The following is a 16,498-nucleotide window of genomic DNA, read 5'->3' on the forward strand; positions in this document are numbered from 1 at the left end:
AGGGCCGCTTTGATTTATCTCACTCTTATCGGCTCATTTCATGTGATCCAGATCAATGCGGAAGCGGCGCATTTCGGACACCTCGCGGCTCGAGGGGAACTCGTGACGGCGTCGTGGTCACCGATCGACTGATGGAGAAGCGCAACGGTGCTTGCAACTGGCGCGACGGTCGTACGAAATAATGCGCTCTCCTGCCGGATTCCGATAGAAGAATTCACGTGAGTTCAATCTCGCAGCTGAATAGTTCTCACCAGCTCAAGCTAGCCGGTATTGACTTCGCATGCCCAAGTCAGATCGGGGCAAGCAGTTTGCGGCCGATCAGTTGGTGAAGAGGAATGAATTTCAAAATCTCTCTGGCGCACCGCATTTGCGCAATCGTCGGATTGAGCTTTTGCGGGCTCACCGGCCTGGCCGCTATCCAAACAAGCAATTTGGCGGACGCTTTGCGCGGGCAGCGGCAGAGCGAGCTAAAGCACCTTACTCAGTTGGCTCTAAGCATTGCGCAGGAAGAGCATGACGCCGTCGAGCCTGTCGAACTGGCGATTGATGGGCTCACATTCCGGCTTGGCGGTGTCGTGGGGCGTATGGATCGCGGCTCGGTGTTGATCAACCTGAATCTGTCGGCGGAAACCGAGCAAAAGTTGGCTGCCGCGCTCTCGAGCGAGCGTGCGCGCTCGGCAGCAGCTAAGGCTAGAGCCCGGCAGCAATCGCGATCCGCATCAGCTCCGACATGCTGCGCACATTGGTCTTTGCCATCACGTTCGCCCGATAAACCTCGACCGTGCGCGGGCTGATGCCAAGGTCGTGGGCGATCACCTTGTTGATCTTGCCTGCAACGAGCCCTCGCAGGACGTCACGTTCGCGCGGCGAGAGGTCCAGCAGGCGAGCTTCGGCGTCGCGCTTGACCGTTCCGTCGGCCGGTGCTGCCGACTGTGCTCGCAGGGCTTCGCCGATTGCACGCAACAGAGCTTCGTCCTCAAACGGCTTTTCGATGAAGTCAACTGCGCCAGCCTTCATCGCCTCGACGGCGAGTGCGACATCACCATGGCCGGTCATCAGAATGACGGGGCATACCGCTGCGTCAGCCTTGAGTTTGCGGACGAGCTCAAGGCCGCTCATGCCGGGCATGCGTATGTCGGATACGATGCAGTCGACCGTGCCATTGGCGAAATGATCGAGAAACTCGGTTGCCGTCTCATAGGTCGTGACGGCAAAGCCGTTGACATCGAGCAGGAAGGCCAGTGAGTCCCGCATCGCCGGATCGTCGTCGATGACAAGAATTGTACGCCGCGTCGTCATGCTTCTTCTCCGTCCTCCGCGAACGGGAGGATGAACTGAAAAACCGTGCCGCCTCCAGAGTTTGGCATCACATCGATGCGTCCACCATGGGATTCGATGATGGTCCGGCAAATCGAGAGGCCGACGCCCATGCCTTGCTCCTTTGTCGTGATAAAGGGCTGAAACAGGCGGTCGGCGATGTCGGGGCTGATGCCCGGGCCGGTATCGGCGATAGAGAACGTCGCAACACCGTTAGTCTTGGCGACACCGACGGTCAATTCGCGGCGCGGACTGGAGGCCATCGCCTCGATCGCATTGCGAACCAGGTTGAGCACGACCTGCTGAATTTGGATCTTGTCGACGATGATCGAGGGCATGTCCCGGTCGCTGCGGATCGCTACCCGGATGCCCTGCTCCTTGGCGCCGAGCAGCGCTAATGCGACAGCTTCTTCAAGCAGGGTGGCCGGGCTCTCCAGGGAGTGTTGGGTCTCGCCCTTGGCGACAAATTCGCGCAGACGCTTGATGATGTCGCCAGCCCGTAGCGCTTGCTGCGCGGCCCGCTCGAGCGCGTCCCGAATGCGGGTAGCGTCCGGTGTCTCCGACGCCAGCAGTGACCTCGCACCACGCATGTAGTTCGTAATGGCTGATAGCGGCTGGTTGATCTCATGCGCGATTGAGGACGCCATCTCGCCCATGGCGGTCAATCGCGACACGTGAACCAGCTCGGACTGCAGCTCCTGAAGCCGCCGTTCCTGCGCACGACGCTCGGTGAGATCGCGGATAAAGCCGGTGAAAAAGCGTTCTCCGCGTACCTTGGCCTCGCCGACGGCCAGCTCCATCGGAAAGGTCGAGCCGTCGCTTCGTTCTCCGACCACGATGCGGCCAATGCCGATGATGCGACGCTCACCGGTCGTAAGGTAGCGCTCGAGATACCGGTCGTGCTCGCCGCGATACGGCTGCGGCATCAGGCTCGAAACGTTTTTACCGACGACCTGGTCCGCCTTCCAGCCAAACAGGCGCTCGGCTGCCGCGCTGAAGGAACGAATGATGCCATGGTCGTCGATGACGATCATCGCGTCAGGGACCGTGTCGAGGATCGACTGCATATGGGCTTGGCGATTTCGTGCCTGATCGCTCTCCTTCAGTAGCCGGTCGCCCATAAAGCCAAGGATCGGTCCGAGGACAGCGAAGCAAGCGATATCGATCAAATTCGCAGGTTCAGTGACCAGGCTCCAGCCGAGGAATTTGGCGCTGATGACAAGGCAGAGCAGGGTGGTGACGATCGCCGGACCACGACCGCCGGCGAACGCGGCAAACAGCACGGCCGGGACAAAGATGATCGTGAAGGTCCGGTCTTCGAGATAATTATCAAGCCCCGCGCGCACCGCGAACACGAGCGCGGCCGCTGCCGCGGCAGTGCCATAGCGGTACCAGATGCGGTCGGACATATTCCCCCGGCAAAGCCCTCAGTCTGTTTGATATTACAACGTCCGGACGCCAGGTGCTACCTGCCGCTCTGTTCAAAGCAGAGCGTAGATGAGCTATTTGCACCAGGCGCGCCAATGCGTCGGCTGCACCAAGATGCGCTCGACGGTCCCCGCCTTCACCCAGCCGCCCAGGATGCGGCGGCAGGGGAAGACGAGCTTGTGAATCGCGTTACCTTCGATCACGGCCAGCTCAAGGTCGCGGTCGAAGGGGGCCGTCGCGACCCCCTCCCATGTGGCGCTGGCGCCGGCCCCTGGGCGCTCTAGAGCGTCGCGTGCCGGCACGTCAGGCAGCCTTCTGAATAGCCTCGTCGACACCGCTCGTCTTTCGTGCGAGCAGGTTCAGCTCGATCGTGCCCAGCGAACGCGCGGTCTCGATCGCGTACGTCGCGTCGTTCGCGCCGCGCGCGGTGACGCCCTTGGCCCAGTCCTGCAGAGCCGTGATCTTCTCGGCCACCGAGGCGGTGGAATTGAACCTACGGAAAAGCTCCCAGGCTTCGTTCGATTCGATCTGGATCTGCTCGAACCAGTGCCGGTTTGCCTCGATCAGTTTCTCCGAGAATTCCGACTGGACCGCCATCGCCCGCTTCGCGTAGCTCTGGATGGCGTCGGAGACGGGACGGGCTTCGCTATGGTCTGTCATGTCCAACATCCTTCGTTGAGGGAAGTATTGTTTCTCATGCGGGCGGCGCCTGCGCGTTGACGCGCGTCAACTTGATGGCTTCCGGCCCGCGCGCTGGTTCTCGCGACCAGGCTAGCTGCGCTTGGGACTGACGACGGCACCGGTTCGCAGATTGATGAAGTGGACGCCGTCGCAGGCAGCGCAGGAGATCGAGTGCAGCTCGTCAGCCAGGGGCTCGGATGCGTCGGCGGGTAGCAAGCCTTGAACTCGATCGCCGGTATTGGGACACGAGAAGATGATGGGGCGCCAAGCCCTTATGTCTGCCATTTGCACGATCCTGACGGATGACCATCCTAAACGGCGGCGCGGCGCTCCGTTTTGATGCAGGTCAAAATTCCAGTCGGGTGGTCGGATTGGGCAGGCGGCGGCCTAGAACGGTCGGCGCCCACGGAGCTGGTGGGTGCTCGACTTGGCGGGCTGCCTGAGCGGCCGCCTTGGCGGCAAGCGCACCCTGGCGAACGTTACGAAGACAATCGTCAGCACTCCCATCGAGGCAAGCAGGTTCTGCAACATGACTTTGATCTCCTGACAGGGCGTCAGCATCGTCGATCATCGGCCGCGTCGCCTTGATTTCCGTCAAGCGCAGGCGTTGAGGGAGATCAAAGCAGATGAGCGGATTGCGTGTGACCTTGGTGGCAGGCGATGGACGGAGAGCGGCAATGCGCGCACATCAGATCATGGCGAGACACGTCATCACTGTCGGAACCGAGACATCCATTCTCGACGCCGCGAAGCTGATGATGGACCACCATATCAGCGGCTTGCCGGTGGTCGATGCGGCTGGAAGACTGGTCGGAATCCTGTCGGAGAGCGATTTTCTGCGGCGAAGCGAGATCGGCACGCAGAGCCGGCGTGGCCGCTGGTTTCAGTTCCTTCTCGGCTCCGGCTATGCAGCCGCGGACTTCGTCGACGAGCGCGGGCGGAAGGTCGGAGAGATCATGTCGTGCGATCCCGTCACCGTGACGGAAGACACGCCCTTGCCTGATCTGGTCGATCTCATGGAGAAGAAGGGCGTCAAGCGGCTGCCGGTGATGAACGACGGGCGGCTCGTTGGCCTCGTGACACGCGCGGACCTGCTGCGGGCAGTAGCGTCCGTCGCGCACCAGGTTCCGGATCCCACGGCGGATGACGAGCATATCCACGATCGCATCGTACGGGCACTCGACGGTGCAAACTGGTGTCCGCTCGGACTGCAAGTCTCGGTGCGCAACGGCGTGGTGCATCTCCGCGGGGTCATCATGGATGAGTGGGCGAGGCAGGCGGCGATTGTCGCTGCGGAGAATGCCGCCGGCGTCAAGGAAGTGCACGATCACCTGTGCTACGTCGACACCTATTCCGGCTTCTATATCCAGTCCGCGGAGGACGAGCGAGAAGCTGCCGCCAAAGCGGCGAAGGAGACGGCTGGATGATCGTTCGCCCTGCACTTCTACTGATCCCGTTGATCGCGACCGCGGTGGTCAGCGCCGATGTCGTGGGATTCGCCGCAACGCTGCTTGCGATCTGCGCGATCGTGGGCTTCGCGATCGTTGCCGCCGGATGGACCGTTAGCCGAAAGGCGACATCAATACCGGCAGCCCGGCCGGGATCCGCAGACGGGAAATCTCGCCACGAATAGTACTCGTCCGGTCCGGTTGTAGTCCCTGATCACGTGAGCCGCACGTCGCGAGATGCGCGCCGTCCGCGCTGTCGAGATCGTTCAAGCTCTGCTCGTCTTCGATACTCTCCGCAACACGGCACCCGCAACACAGAGCACGCCGTTGCGACAGATCAATACGGGCGCCTCGCATTGATGGCAGCGTCAGCAACAAGGAATCAGCCCACGCGAGGGTGCCATGCCATCATTTGACGTTCGTTTCATCAAAACGGTTTGCGACGATACCGGCCATGAACATCGCGCCTGCCAGGCAGCGTTCAAGGTCGATGCTGCCTCGCTTTCTGCGGCCGCACAGCTGGCCGAAGCCGACTTTTGCCGACAGAAGGGTGTCCGCGACTGGACGATCTTTGCCGACTCCATGGAGCTTCGAACACCGCCGGCATTGGCATCAGCATGGGGCGGCTAACGATCATAGGCGGCGGTCGCGATCGATTGCCGCGACATCGCGCGTTTGACCAAGATCAAATCGGAGATCGGATCTCTCCGCTAGAGGTAGAGAACCAGAACGGGGCTTGAGAAATGACCGACCGATCAGCTGGCAATAGCTCGCCGCAATTCGAGAATCTACTCGGCCGCTTGCGAGCATTTCTTGCTCGGCGACACGAATTCGATCTCATGACGTCTCGAGAGGTCGACGAAATCGCTCACGAGCTCAACCTCTCGACGTCGGACCTTCGTGCGCTTGCCCGAGAGCAAGGCTCGCCGGAGTTACTCAGCAAGCGTCTTGAGCATGCAGGTTTGTCCGAGCAGATGCTCGCTTCTTCCCATTGCGATGTGCTGCGTGACCTGCAGCGGGTTTGCGGTCTTTGCTGCGAGAAGGCACGCTGCGCCGAGGATCTGGCGCGGGAGCGGCGGGCCAGTCCGGCAAAATACTGTCCGAATGAAATGACCCTGACTGCGCTAAGCCGCGGCGCCGGCGGCACGCGGCATGGCGCCGGAATTGACGCCGATCAAGCGGTTGGAAGCCAGACTGTGATTTCCCTGACGCCGTCGCACCCAAAGAAAGCCTCCACATGACAGGTCCATCTTCCGTTTCAAAGTCGATGACGATGGGCGAAGCCGGCTTGGCGTCGGTACTCGCAGTTTTTGCCTTCGTTAGCTTTCTCGGCGCTGCGATGGGCCACGATGCGGCGTTCAGCTTTCACGCGTCGCTTGCTTGCGCCGCCAGCCTGATCTCCGTGATCATGATCGGCAATCGCTACCTTGACCGTCCGGCTCAGCTGCCTCCGGCGGAGATCGGCGGCCGCCCCAATTACAATCTCGGCCCGATCAAGTTCGCTTCCGCCATGGCGATGTTCTGGGGCATCGCGGGTTTCGCCGTGGGTCTGATCATCGCCTCGCAGCTGGCGTGGCCGGCGCTCAATTTCGATCTGCCCTGGACGACATTCGGCCGCCTGCGGCCGCTGCATACGTCGGCCGTGATCTTCGCGTTCGGCGGCAACGTCCTGATCGCAACGTCGTTCTATGTCGTGCAAAAGACCTGCCGCACGCGCCTTGCAGGCGACCTGTCGCCCTGGTTCGTCGTCGTCGGCTACAACTTCTTCATCCTGATCGCCGGCACGGGCTACCTGCTCGGCGTGACTCAGTCGAAGGAATACGCCGAGCCGGAATGGTACGCCGACCTCTGGCTGACGATCGTCTGGGTGACGTATCTGCTCGTGTTCCTGATGACGCTCGTGAAGCGCAAGGAGCCGCATATCTTCGTCGCCAACTGGTTCTACCTGGCGTTCATCATCACGATCGCGGTGCTCCATCTCGGCAACAACCCCGCGCTGCCGGTCTCCTTCCTCGGCTCGAAGTCCTATATCGCCTGGGGCGGTGTGCAGGATGCGATGTTCCAGTGGTGGTACGGCCACAACGCGGTCGGCTTCTTCCTGACCGCCGGCTTCCTGGCGATCATGTACTACTTCATTCCGAAGCGGGCGGAGCGTCCTGTTTACTCCTACCGGCTGTCGATCATCCATTTCTGGGCGCTGATCTTCCTCTACATCTGGGCCGGGCCGCATCATCTGCACTACACGGCGCTGCCGGACTGGGCGCAGACGCTCGGTATGACGTTCTCGATCATGCTCTGGATGCCGTCTTGGGGCGGCATGATCAACGGCCTGATGACGCTGTCGGGAGCTTGGGACAAGCTGCGGACCGATCCCGTGCTGCGCATGATGGTGGTGTCGGTCGCTTTCTACGGCATGTCGACCTTTGAAGGCCCGATGATGTCGATCAAGGTTGTCAACTCGCTGAGCCACTACACCGACTGGACCATCGGCCATGTGCATTCCGGTGCATTGGGCTGGGTCGGCTTCGTCTCGTTCGGCGCGCTGTATTGCCTCGTCCCGTGGCTCTGGAATCGCCAGCTCTACAGCCTGAAGCTCGTCAACTGGCACTTCTGGATCTCGACGATCGGCATCGTGCTCTACATTTCGGCGATGTGGGTGTCGGGAATCCTGCAGGGCCTGATGTGGCGTGCCTACACCTCGCTCGGCTTCCTCGAATACTCCTTCATCGAGTCCGTCGAGGCCATGCATCCCTTCTACATCATCCGCGCGGCCGGCGGCGCGCTGTTCCTGGTCGGCGCCCTGATCATGGCCTTCAATCTCTGGATGACGGTCAATGCCGGCCAAGCCAGCGAAACCGAGGGCGCCGGTGCTCTCCAGCCTGCCGAATAGGTCACGATATGTCTCTCTGGAATCGACACAAGATCTTTGAGAAGAACTCGATCATTTTGATCGTCGGCATTCTCGTCGTCATCGCCATCGGCGGACTGGTCGAGATCACGCCGCTGTTCTACCTGAAGAGCACGATCGAGGCGGTCGACGGCGTGCGGCCCTATACGCCGCTCGAGCTTGCCGGCCGCAACATCTATGTCCGCGAGGGCTGCTATCTCTGCCATTCGCAGATGATCCGGCCGCTGCGCGACGAGGTCGAGCGCTACGGCCACTATTCGCTGGCCGCCGAGAGCATGTACGACCACCCGTTCCAGTGGGGTTCCAAGCGCACCGGACCGGACCTAGCGCGCGTCGGCGGCAAGTACTCCGACGACTGGCACGTCACGCACCTGATCAATCCGCGCTCGATCGTGCCGCAATCGGTGATGCCCGGATACCCGGCGCTCGCCAGGACGGAGCTCGACCCGTCCGACGCCATGGCCCATCTGCGGGCCAACCGCGCGGTGGGCGTGCCCTATACCGACGAGCAGATCGCCAACGCGGCCGCCGATCTGAAAGCACAGGTCGACCCCGACAGCCCCGGCTCCGATGCGTTCCAGAAGCGCTATCCGAAGGCGGTGGTCCGTAACTTCGACGGCAAGGCCGGTAATCCGACCGAGCTCGACGCGCTGATCGCCTACCTGCAGATGCTCGGCACGCTCGTCGACTTCAAGCTCTACAACGAAAAAGCCAATCTGCGCTGAGGGCACGAGCATGAAAGCGATCATTCAAGTCGAGAATTTTGCGTCGAGCCTGGTCGGCACTCTGTGGACGCCCATCTTCGTTGGAATCTTCATCGCCATCGTCGCCTACGCGCTGTGGCCCCGCAACAAATCTCTCTTCGACGCCGCAGCTCGGATGCCGCTGCGGGAGGACTGACCGATCATGAGCGAGCACAACGAGATCGACCGCGTTTCCGGCCGCAGCACGACCGGTCATGAGTGGGACGGCATCAAGGAGCTGAACACGCCGCTGCCGCGGTGGTGGGTCCTGACATTCTATGCAACGATCATCTGGGCGATCGGTTATTGGGTCGTCTACCCGGCCTGGCCGCTGGTCTCCGGCTACACCACTGGTCTGTTCCAGTATTCCACCCGCGCCAGTGTCGCGACTGACCTTGCCGATCTCGAGAAGCTGCGCGGCGAAAAGATGGCGGTGCTCGGCAACGCGTCGCTGGCCGACATCGAGAAGGATCCGGCCCTGCTGGCGCTGGCACGTGCCCGCGGCAAGACCGTATTCGCCGACAATTGCGCGCCCTGCCACGGCAGCGGCGGCGCGGGTGCAAAGGGCTATCCGAACCTGAACGACGACGACTGGCTGTGGGGCGGTTCGCTTGACCAGATCATGCAGACCATCCAGTTCGGTGCACGTTCCGGACACGCAAAGACTCACGAAGGGCAGATGCTGGCATTCGGCCGCGACGGCGTCCTCAAGAAGGACGAGATCGTGACCGTCGCCAACTATGTGCGCTCGCTTTCCGGCCTTTCCACCGCGCCGAAGTTCGACCCAGCGGCCGGAAAGAAGATATTCACCGAGAATTGCACCAGCTGCCACGGCGACAACGCCAAGGGCAACCCGGAGCTCGGCGCGCCGAACCTGACCGACCAGATCTGGCTCTATGGCTCCGATGAGGAGACGTTGGTCGAGACCATCACCAATGGCCGCGCCGGTGTCATGCCGGCCTGGGTCGGTCGCCTCGACCCGGTCACCGTCAAGGCGTTGGCGGTCTATGTGCACTCGCTCGGTGGCGGCAAGTAGCCGCCACCGCGAGGGGCCGGGATCATTGACCGAGGTCAAACCCGGACACGGTGCAGGGATGTAGGTTTCAACCAGAGCCTCACTCGAGCAACCCATGAACAAGCCCGTGTCGCCTGATGAACTCACAACCGACGAAGACGGGCCGCTCTACGCGCCCCGCAAGAAGGTATATCCGCAGAGCGTCTCAGGCCGGTTCCGCTCGATCAAATGGCGGCTGATGGCCGTCTGCCTCGGCGTCTACTATCTGCTGCCGTTTGTGCGCTGGCATCGGGGCCTCGGCGCGCCCGACCAGGCGGTCCTGATCGATTTTCCAAGCCGACGCTTCTATTTCTTCTTCATCGAGCTGTGGCCGCAGGAGGTCTACTACTTCACTGGCCTTCTGGTGCTGGCGGCGTTCGCCTTGTTCCTGATGAATGCGCTCGGCGGCCGGATCTGGTGCGGTTATCTCTGCCCGCAGACGGTCTGGACCGATCTGTTCTATGCGGTCGAGCGGCTGGTCGAAGGTGATCGCCGCGCGCAGATGAAGGCCGACGCTGGCCCAATGACCGTAAAGCGGGCCGGTCGCCGTGCGTTGAAGCACGCGATCTGGCTGATGATCGCCTGGTGGACCGGTGGCGCCTGGGTGCTCTACTTCGCCGATGCGCCGACCCTGGTGCGCGACCTGGCGACCCTTCAGGCCCCAGTGATCGCCTATGTCTGGATCGCGATGCTGACCGCGTCGACCTATTTGCTGGCCGGCTACATGCGCGAGCAGGTCTGCGTCTATATGTGCCCGTGGCCGCGGATACAGGCGGCGCTGACCGACGAGTGGGCCCTCAACGTCACCTACAAATACGATCGCGGTGAGCCGCGTTGTTCGGTCAAGAAGGCGTTCGACATTCGCTCGCTCGGCGAGAAGGCCGGCGATTGCATCGATTGCAACCAGTGCGTTGCCGTGTGCCCGACCGGGATCGACATCCGCGATGGCGCGCAACTCGGCTGCATCCAATGCGGCCTGTGCATCGATGCCTGTGACGCCGTAATGACCAAGGTCAGTCGCAAGACGGGTCTGATCGGATACGACAACGATATCAACATTCAGCGGCGCGTTGCCGGCAAGCAGGAGATTTTCAAGCCCGTTCGAGCCCGTACCGTCGTCTACGCCAGCCTGATCACCGTGGTTTGTGCGGTCATGCTGTACGCGTTGATGTCGCGGACCCTGCTCGACGTCAACGTGCTGCACGACCGCAACCCGATCGCGGTGCGTCTCAGCGATGGCGCGATCCGCAATGGATACACGCTCCGCTTCCTCAACAAGCGCGGCTTTGATCGCGTGATCGCGATTGATGTCGATGGGCCAGCCGACGCGAAGCTGCATGTCATCGGTGCGGACTCCGTGACACCAGACCGTCCGATGATCGTCCTTGGCCGCGACACCACCACCGAGCTTCGCGTGCTGGTGACGGCGCCGTTCGATGAAAAGGCGGAAAAGTCGGTACCGGTCACGTTCCGCGTCACTGATATCGGCCTCGGAGAGGTCGCGTCCGCGACTGACCACTTCGTCCTTCCATAACGATGGAATCCAGCCATGGCAGCCTCAAGTTCAGTCGCACGACCCATCACCGGACGCTTCGTCCTGGTCACGACAATCGCGTTCTTCGCTGTCGTGATCAGCGTGAACATGGTCATGATGCGCCTTGCCATCACGACACTTCCGGGCACTGAGGTCGACAGCGCCTATAGCGCCGGCCTCGCCTATCAACGCGAGATCGACGCGGCAAGACAACAGAACGAGCGCGACTGGCAGGTTCATGCGCATATTGATCGGCAGTCTGATGGGACCGCCGCAATAGCACTCGAGGTGCGCGATCACGCTGGCGTACCGCTGGCCGGATTGAGTTTCCTCGCTCGGCTCGAACGACCAATCGATCGTCGCGCCGATCGGGAGATCGGGATCGGTGAGGCGGGCGTCGGTACTTATCGCGGCCGAGCCGAGGGCGTCGCCGCGGGGCAGTGGGACCTGGTGATCGAGGGCGACGCGGATGGTCGCCGCATGTTCCTGTCGAAGAACCGAATCCTGCTGAACTGAGGGGAAATCTCATGCAGGCGGATATCGATTTCTCTCACTATCTGAAGAGCGCGGGCACCGGACTCGTCCATCTCGATCTCGCAGTCGAGGGCATCAATTGCGCGGGCTGCATGGCCAAGATCGAGCGTAGTCTGTCAACCATACCGGACGTCACCTCGGCTCGCGTAAACCTGACCGACAGTCGCCTAGCGCTGGAATGGAAGGCGGGTGCAGTCGACCCGGCGCTGTTCGTAAGCCGACTCGCGGAACTCGGCTACAAGGCCTATCCGTTCGAGCGGAATGATGCCGAAACGCTGGAAGTGCAGCGAGCGCAAGGCCTGTTGCGCCGGCTGGGCGTCGCCGCCTTTGCGGCGATGAACGTGATGATGCTGTCGGTCCCCGTATGGTCCGGCAACGTGTCCGACATGCTGCCGGAGCAGCGCGATTTCTTCCACTGGCTGTCGGCGCTGATCGTGCTGCCGGCCGCAGCCTATTCGGCGCAGCCCTTCTTCTCGTCGGCTTTGTCAGCCCTGCGAGCGCGCGGCGTCAACATGGACGTTCCGATCAGTATCGGCATCGTGCTCGCGCTGGCAACCTCGGTGATCGAGACGGTAAATCACGCCGAACATGCCTATTTCGATGCCGCGATCATGCTGATCGCGTTCCTGCTCGCCGGTCGGTACCTCGACCAGAACATGCGGCGGCGCACCCGCGCCTTTGCGGGCAACCTCGCGGCGCTGAAGGCGGAGACCGCGACGAAGTTTATTAGCCCAACCGAGATCAGAACGGTCCCGGCAGCCGCGATCCGGCCCGGCGACGTCGTGCTGCTGCGGCCCGGCGAACGCTGCGCGGTCGATGGCAACGTGATCGAGGGCCGCTCGGATGTCGATCAGAGCCTGATCACGGGCGAAACCTTGCCGGCGATGGCGACGCCTGGCAGCGCTATATTCGCAGGCACACTGATCCGTTCCGGAACATTGCGCGTCCGTGTATCGGCCGCCTCGGGTGGTACGCTGCTGGATGAGATATCTCAGCTGCTCGATCGCGCGCTCCAGGCGCGCTCGCGCTATCTTCGACTGGCGGAGCGTGCATCAAGGCTCTATGCCCCGGTGGTGCACGCGACCGCGTTGATCACGATGCTGGGCTGGCTGGCGTATGGCGCGAGCTTTCATGATTCAATCGTGACAGCGATTGCAGTCCTGATCATCACCTGTCCCTGCGCATTGGGGCTTGCCATTCCTGCCGTGCAGACCGTTGCATCCGGTGCGCTGTTTGGCTCTGGCGTGCTGCTCAACGCCGGCGACGCGATCGAGCGTATCGCCGAGATCGACCGGGTGATCTTCGACAAGACGGGCACGTTGACGTTACCCGAGCTTGATGTCGCCAATCTCGCGGACATCCCGGACGATGTCGTGAAGCTGGCAGGCCGTTTGGCACTCTCGAGCCGTCATCCGGTCGCTGCCGCGGTCGCGCGCAAGGGGGGTGCGGCCGCACCCCTGCCGGACATCCAGGAAGAACCAGGTCAGGGCGTCCACGGTTTTTACGAAGGTCGTCCGATCCGGCTGGGCCGGCCGTCATTCTGCGGCGCGGATGACATCGCCAACGAGCTTCTGTGCCGCGATCCCGAGGCGTCCGTCGTCGCATTCAGGTCTGGCGAGTGCAGATATGCCTTCGCGGTTCGGCAACGGCTGCGGCCGGACGCGGCTGAGGTGGTGGCAGGGTTGGCTCGCATGGGCATCACCGTCGAGATCGTGTCTGGGGACCGAGAACCTGCGGTCCGGCTGGCAGCCGAGGTGCTCGGCGTGCATGAATGGCGCGCCGAGGTGTCTCCGGTCGACAAGATCGACCGGATCGACGAACTGGTGCGCCAGGGCTGCAAGGTACTGATGGTCGGCGACGGCCTGAACGATGCGCCAGCGCTGGCTGCCGCGCACGCCTCAATGTCGCCCGTTACGGCGACCCACCTGAGCCAGGCGGTCGCCGATGCGGTCTTTCTCGGCGAACGTCTCGTGCCAGTGCTGACGGCGGTCAAGGTGTCTCGCAAGGCGCTGCGGTTGATGCGCCAAAATCTCTGGCTCGCCGTGATCTACAACCTACTGGCCGTGCCGATCGCGATCGCCGGCCTGGTTACTCCGCTGATCGCCGCGGCGGCGATGTCGGGCTCCTCGGTGATCGTGATGTTGAACGCGCTGAGAGCGCGAGCGAGGGAGATGGTCTGATGGAAATTCTGGTCTTTCTGGTGCCTCTGGCTCTCGCACTTGGCTTTGCCGGCCTGCTCGGCTTCCTCTGGTCACTCAAAAGCGGCCAGTACGACGATCTCGACGGTGCAGCCTGGCGCGCCATCGCCGACGATGAGCCCGCGAACGGTCAAGGCCGATCCAAATAATGGAAATAGACCAGTGAAACACCCGCGGCGATGGTCATTGCCGTTGAGGCGAGCGCCAGCACCAATGTCCAGTCTGGCCGCCGCGATTGCGGCACCCGAGACCGCAAGAGCAGGACCGAGACCAGCCGGTTGAGAGCACCAAACCGCGCCATCGTCAGCAGCAGCACATTGGCAGCACGTCAGGCTGCCAATAGCGCCAGTGTGTCGCGGACACTGTGACGGGTCGCATCGTGGTGGCATCGAACCATCCGTCGGCGTGCCGAATGCAGGGAAAGCCAAGCGGATGTCGATCGTCGTCGATCACCGCGAGCTCGATCACGCGGTCAGACGGCGCCGACCCAATCTCGCGCCACCCTAACAGAGCCAGCCGTCGAATTATCGAGGTCAAAAGCCGACGCATATCGTAAGTTGCTCCGCTGAAGCATTTATCGTGACACGCTCACTCGCTTGAACGGTTGACGCAGCGCAATCGCAGGGCTGGAAACTGACAGTCTCGATGAAATGATTGGTGCGTTGACTGAGTCCTTCGGCCGCGAAGGTGTTGCAACGGCTTACGTGGTCCAGGGGTACGCCCCACAAGATCGCCGATCTCGGAGGCCGCCGAGCCTTGAGCTAGGTCAATGTGTCCCCATCGATCCGCTATAGATTGAAGCTCTGGTCCGACTGGTTCCCGTTCTGTCGCTGGAAGTTGTCGCCTCAAATGCCGGGGCCTATCAGGCACGTCGAGGTGGTAATGATACGGTTAGCTGATGCCGAAGCAATACTCGACGAAGTTGAGCGCGACGCCGCCGAGTTGCTATCCGAGGAGCTTCGGAAACTAGTGCAGCAGTACGTTGAGGAGCAACGCGTGGCCCTCAAAGTGCTTCGCAAGCTCTATCATCAATAGGAGTTAGCCCGACAAAGCGGAGGTACAACACGGCCTCGCGACGGAGGCGATTGCAATTTGTCGCGCAGACCAGCGCGCAAAGGAAAAAGGGACAGGTTGAAGGAGCTTCGAGCAACGGATGCATGTGCATTGTGCTGGGTGTACTGGCGCGAATAGCTTCTTCGCACTTTAGCTTGATGTGATGTGCCGCAATGCCGCGCGCGATCCGAGTGTGCCGCAACTCGTGCGGAAGATGGGCTTCATTCGATGTGGGCGGTGACGGCCGGTCAGTGTATTTGGATTACTGGCCCTTTGCAGCGGGGGCGTCTTCGTGAACGAAGCGGGTCGCGTGTTGTGAGATAGCGACAAGTCTCGTTTGGCCGTTCGCGCCGGCCTCGAGGAACTCTCGGTTTGACGCCCCGGAGCGATACGTATGGTCGCAGCATGCATGGCAGCCCGGCAGGAAGTTTCCTGCCGGGCTGCGTCATCGGCGTTCCCGAGGGCAGGTCGGGCCGCTCAATGACCGGTGAATCGCAGTTGGCTTCGTTGGCGGCGCGTTGGACGCTCGACGCCCCGTCGGAATGTCGAGCTTTCTTTTAGACGCCCAATGATCGTCAGCACCACGGCTGCAATCGGATGAGCAAGGGGGCGACGCCCTCCGAGCCGAACCGGGCGACCAGCGCTCAGATATCGCCGAGCCGGCACCAGGCGAGGTCGATCAACGTCCCGATCCGCGTAGATTTGGCTTGTAGTTGTTTGCGGTTCTCCGGATTCTCGATCTTTCCGATCACGATGGATGTTCGTGCATGAGTGATCTGAAGAGCGAAGACCGCCTCTTGTAGCGCCTCGCGCGCTTTCTGCCGGTGAGCACTCCAAAGCTCAGACGAATCGATCGGCGCTGCCCGGCATGCCAGCGACAGCGTGGGGCGGTGACGCTTACGTCGATCGAGGTTCGTGATGTCCGGCATGGTGCTTCTCCCTTGGCGTGTGCTCGGTGTTGATGTCCTTTCGAGGGGATATTGAGGGCACCGTCTTAATTGCTTGATCAATCCGATTATCGGAATCCGGCAAATCGTGGGAATTTTGTGATTAACCCTTTGAAAACGGCATATGCCGATAAATTACCGGTATATGCATATAACGCAGGTGCTCGATGAAGCAGGTTGTGTCGCTAATGCCCGAGGAACTGGCCGTGGTGGGCAGTTGCTGCGCCGCATTCAATGTTCGGAAGGCAAGCCGGGTGATTACTCGGCTGTATGCCGAGGCCTTCGCGCCCGTCGGCGTGGAGCCGACGCAATTCATGCTGCTCGCCGCCTGTGCACGGCAGAGGACCGTGACCATGGGAGCTCTTGCGGAGAGGATGGCTATGGACCCGAGTGCACTTGCCCGCAATATTGCGGTTCTTGAGCGCCGTGGGCTGGTGAAGGTCGCACTTGGAGTGGACCGGCGGGTGCGGGACATCTCGATATCCGCCCGAGGCAAACAAATCCTGTCCCGCGCGCTGCCCCGCTGGCGGGCGATGCAGGCGAAGCTGGCCGTACAGTTTGGCGAAGACAATTTTCAGGCGACCGTCGATCTGATGAAAAAGATGACGCAGGCAGGCGAGGCGCTGCTCATCGATTCAAACCCGTAAGAGGTC

Annotated in this window: 19 protein-coding genes; 12 read left to right on the forward strand and 7 right to left on the reverse strand. The window is 61.8% G+C overall.

The features are described 5' to 3' along the window. Positions 1–690: 690 nt before the first annotated feature. The 4 genes from fixJ to AAFG07_RS07435 all read right to left on the reverse strand — a co-directional run bounded on the left by fixJ (position 691) and on the right by AAFG07_RS07435 (position 3,405). Positions 691–1,299 carry a response regulator FixJ gene (fixJ, locus tag AAFG07_RS07420; protein WP_342726664.1) on the reverse strand — a complete coding sequence of 203 codons (609 nt, stop codon included), beginning with the start codon at positions 1,297–1,299 and terminating at the stop codon, positions 691–693. Then, positions 1,296–2,726, reverse strand: coding sequence for a PAS domain S-box protein (locus tag AAFG07_RS07425; protein WP_342726665.1), 1,431 nt, complete (start codon positions 2,724–2,726; stop codon positions 1,296–1,298). The genes fixJ and AAFG07_RS07425 overlap by 4 nt, the downstream gene beginning before the upstream one ends. 93 nt (positions 2,727–2,819) lie before the next feature. Further along, positions 2,820–2,948 carry a hypothetical protein gene (locus tag AAFG07_RS07430; RefSeq protein WP_342726666.1) on the reverse strand — a complete coding sequence of 43 codons (129 nt, stop codon included), beginning with the start codon at positions 2,946–2,948 and terminating at the stop codon, positions 2,820–2,822. A gap of 100 nt (positions 2,949–3,048) precedes the next feature. Further along, the gene (locus AAFG07_RS07435) at positions 3,049–3,405 is read right to left on the reverse strand and encodes a hypothetical protein (RefSeq protein ID WP_342729077.1); all 357 of its coding nucleotides are present in this window, start codon (positions 3,403–3,405) and stop codon (positions 3,049–3,051) included. Positions 3,406–4,103: 698 nt separating this feature from the next. Between AAFG07_RS07435 and AAFG07_RS07440 the strand changes: the two genes are divergently transcribed. Then, positions 4,104–4,853, forward strand: coding sequence for a CBS domain-containing protein (locus AAFG07_RS07440; protein WP_342726667.1), 750 nt, complete (start codon positions 4,104–4,106; stop codon positions 4,851–4,853). A 135-nt stretch (positions 4,854–4,988) separates the two neighbouring features. On the opposite strand, the gene AAFG07_RS07445 is transcribed toward AAFG07_RS07440, so the two are convergent. Then, on the reverse strand, positions 4,989–5,144 hold the full coding sequence (locus tag AAFG07_RS07445; RefSeq protein WP_342726668.1) for a hypothetical protein: 156 nt from the start codon (positions 5,142–5,144) through the stop codon (positions 4,989–4,991). 132 nt (positions 5,145–5,276) lie between these two features. Here AAFG07_RS07445 and AAFG07_RS07450 point away from each other — a divergent pair, with 132 nt between their 5' ends. The 10 genes from AAFG07_RS07450 (at position 5,277) to ccoS (ending at position 13,994) form a co-directional block, all read left to right on the forward strand. After that, complete coding sequence (locus AAFG07_RS07450) at positions 5,277–5,504, forward strand: hypothetical protein (protein WP_097673058.1); 228 nt, start codon at positions 5,277–5,279, stop codon at positions 5,502–5,504. Between the two features lie 113 nt (positions 5,505–5,617). Then, positions 5,618–6,115, forward strand: coding sequence for a hypothetical protein (locus AAFG07_RS07455; RefSeq protein WP_342726669.1), 498 nt, complete (start codon positions 5,618–5,620; stop codon positions 6,113–6,115). After that, positions 6,112–7,764: a cytochrome-c oxidase, cbb3-type subunit I gene (gene ccoN / locus AAFG07_RS07460; protein ID WP_342726670.1), complete on the forward strand. Its 1,653-nt coding sequence runs from the start codon at positions 6,112–6,114 to the stop codon at positions 7,762–7,764. Before AAFG07_RS07455 ends, ccoN begins: the two co-directional genes overlap by 4 nt. 8 nt (positions 7,765–7,772) lie before the next feature. Continuing rightward, entirely contained in the window at positions 7,773–8,507 is a 735-nt protein-coding gene (gene ccoO / locus AAFG07_RS07465) for a cytochrome-c oxidase, cbb3-type subunit II (RefSeq protein WP_342726671.1), read from the forward strand. Positions 8,508–8,517: 10 nt separating this feature from the next. Beyond that, positions 8,518–8,682: a cbb3-type cytochrome c oxidase subunit 3 gene (locus AAFG07_RS07470; protein ID WP_097673061.1), complete on the forward strand. Its 165-nt coding sequence runs from the start codon at positions 8,518–8,520 to the stop codon at positions 8,680–8,682. A 6-nt stretch (positions 8,683–8,688) separates the two neighbouring features. Then, on the forward strand, positions 8,689–9,561 hold the full coding sequence (gene ccoP / locus AAFG07_RS07475; protein WP_342726672.1) for a cytochrome-c oxidase, cbb3-type subunit III: 873 nt from the start codon (positions 8,689–8,691) through the stop codon (positions 9,559–9,561). Between the two features lie 94 nt (positions 9,562–9,655). Beyond that, positions 9,656–11,113 (forward strand): cytochrome c oxidase accessory protein CcoG, encoded by a 1,458-nt coding sequence (gene ccoG, locus AAFG07_RS07480; RefSeq protein ID WP_342726673.1) that lies wholly within the window; start codon positions 9,656–9,658, stop codon positions 11,111–11,113. A 15-nt stretch (positions 11,114–11,128) separates the two neighbouring features. Next, positions 11,129–11,629: a FixH family protein gene (locus tag AAFG07_RS07485; RefSeq protein ID WP_342726674.1), complete on the forward strand. Its 501-nt coding sequence runs from the start codon at positions 11,129–11,131 to the stop codon at positions 11,627–11,629. 11 nt (positions 11,630–11,640) lie between these two features. After that, entirely contained in the window at positions 11,641–13,827 is a 2,187-nt protein-coding gene (locus tag AAFG07_RS07490) for a heavy metal translocating P-type ATPase (RefSeq protein WP_342726675.1), read from the forward strand. Further along, a complete protein-coding gene (gene ccoS, locus AAFG07_RS07495) occupies positions 13,827–13,994 on the forward strand; it encodes a cbb3-type cytochrome oxidase assembly protein CcoS (protein ID WP_165128271.1) in 168 nt (55 codons plus the stop codon). Before AAFG07_RS07490 ends, ccoS begins: the two co-directional genes overlap by 1 nt. Here ccoS and AAFG07_RS07500 read toward each other — a convergent pair. Together AAFG07_RS07500 and AAFG07_RS07505 are read right to left on the reverse strand one after the other, a co-directional pair. Beyond that, a complete protein-coding gene (locus tag AAFG07_RS07500; protein WP_342726677.1) occupies positions 13,976–14,161 on the reverse strand; it encodes a hypothetical protein in 186 nt (61 codons plus the stop codon). The genes ccoS and AAFG07_RS07500 overlap by 19 nt on opposite strands. Before the next feature lie 1,381 nt (positions 14,162–15,542). Continuing rightward, positions 15,543–15,827, reverse strand: coding sequence for a hypothetical protein (locus tag AAFG07_RS07505; protein ID WP_342726678.1), 285 nt, complete (start codon positions 15,825–15,827; stop codon positions 15,543–15,545). Between the two features lie 185 nt (positions 15,828–16,012). Here AAFG07_RS07505 and AAFG07_RS07510 point away from each other — a divergent pair, with 185 nt between their 5' ends. Continuing rightward, positions 16,013–16,492 carry a MarR family winged helix-turn-helix transcriptional regulator gene (locus AAFG07_RS07510; protein WP_342726679.1) on the forward strand — a complete coding sequence of 160 codons (480 nt, stop codon included), beginning with the start codon at positions 16,013–16,015 and terminating at the stop codon, positions 16,490–16,492. Positions 16,493–16,498 lie beyond the last annotated feature (6 nt).

This window comes from Bradyrhizobium sp. B097 (genome assembly GCF_038957035.1).
Lineage (GTDB): Bacteria > Pseudomonadota > Alphaproteobacteria > Rhizobiales > Xanthobacteraceae > Bradyrhizobium.

Coding starts and splice junctions, on each gene's coding strand:
- fixJ (WP_342726664.1), bottom strand. CDS start 1,299: ATGACGACGCGGCGTACAATTCTTGTCATCGACGACGATCCGGCGATG.
- AAFG07_RS07425 (WP_342726665.1), bottom strand. CDS start 2,726: ATGTCCGACCGCATCTGGTACCGCTATGGCACTGCCGCGGCAGCGGCC.
- AAFG07_RS07435 (WP_342729077.1), bottom strand. CDS start 3,405: ATGACAGACCATAGCGAAGCCCGTCCCGTCTCCGACGCCATCCAGAGC.
- AAFG07_RS07440 (WP_342726667.1), top strand. CDS start 4,104: ATGCGCGCACATCAGATCATGGCGAGACACGTCATCACTGTCGGAACC.
- AAFG07_RS07450 (WP_097673058.1), top strand. CDS start 5,277: ATGCCATCATTTGACGTTCGTTTCATCAAAACGGTTTGCGACGATACC.
- AAFG07_RS07455 (WP_342726669.1), top strand. CDS start 5,618: ATGACCGACCGATCAGCTGGCAATAGCTCGCCGCAATTCGAGAATCTA.
- ccoN (WP_342726670.1), top strand. CDS start 6,112: ATGACAGGTCCATCTTCCGTTTCAAAGTCGATGACGATGGGCGAAGCC.
- ccoO (WP_342726671.1), top strand. CDS start 7,773: ATGTCTCTCTGGAATCGACACAAGATCTTTGAGAAGAACTCGATCATT.
- AAFG07_RS07470 (WP_097673061.1), top strand. CDS start 8,518: ATGAAAGCGATCATTCAAGTCGAGAATTTTGCGTCGAGCCTGGTCGGC.
- ccoP (WP_342726672.1), top strand. CDS start 8,689: ATGAGCGAGCACAACGAGATCGACCGCGTTTCCGGCCGCAGCACGACC.
- ccoG (WP_342726673.1), top strand. CDS start 9,656: ATGAACAAGCCCGTGTCGCCTGATGAACTCACAACCGACGAAGACGGG.
- AAFG07_RS07485 (WP_342726674.1), top strand. CDS start 11,129: ATGGCAGCCTCAAGTTCAGTCGCACGACCCATCACCGGACGCTTCGTC.
- AAFG07_RS07490 (WP_342726675.1), top strand. CDS start 11,641: ATGCAGGCGGATATCGATTTCTCTCACTATCTGAAGAGCGCGGGCACC.
- ccoS (WP_165128271.1), top strand. CDS start 13,827: ATGGAAATTCTGGTCTTTCTGGTGCCTCTGGCTCTCGCACTTGGCTTT.
- AAFG07_RS07505 (WP_342726678.1), bottom strand. CDS start 15,827: ATGCCGGACATCACGAACCTCGATCGACGTAAGCGTCACCGCCCCACG.
- AAFG07_RS07510 (WP_342726679.1), top strand. CDS start 16,013: ATGAAGCAGGTTGTGTCGCTAATGCCCGAGGAACTGGCCGTGGTGGGC.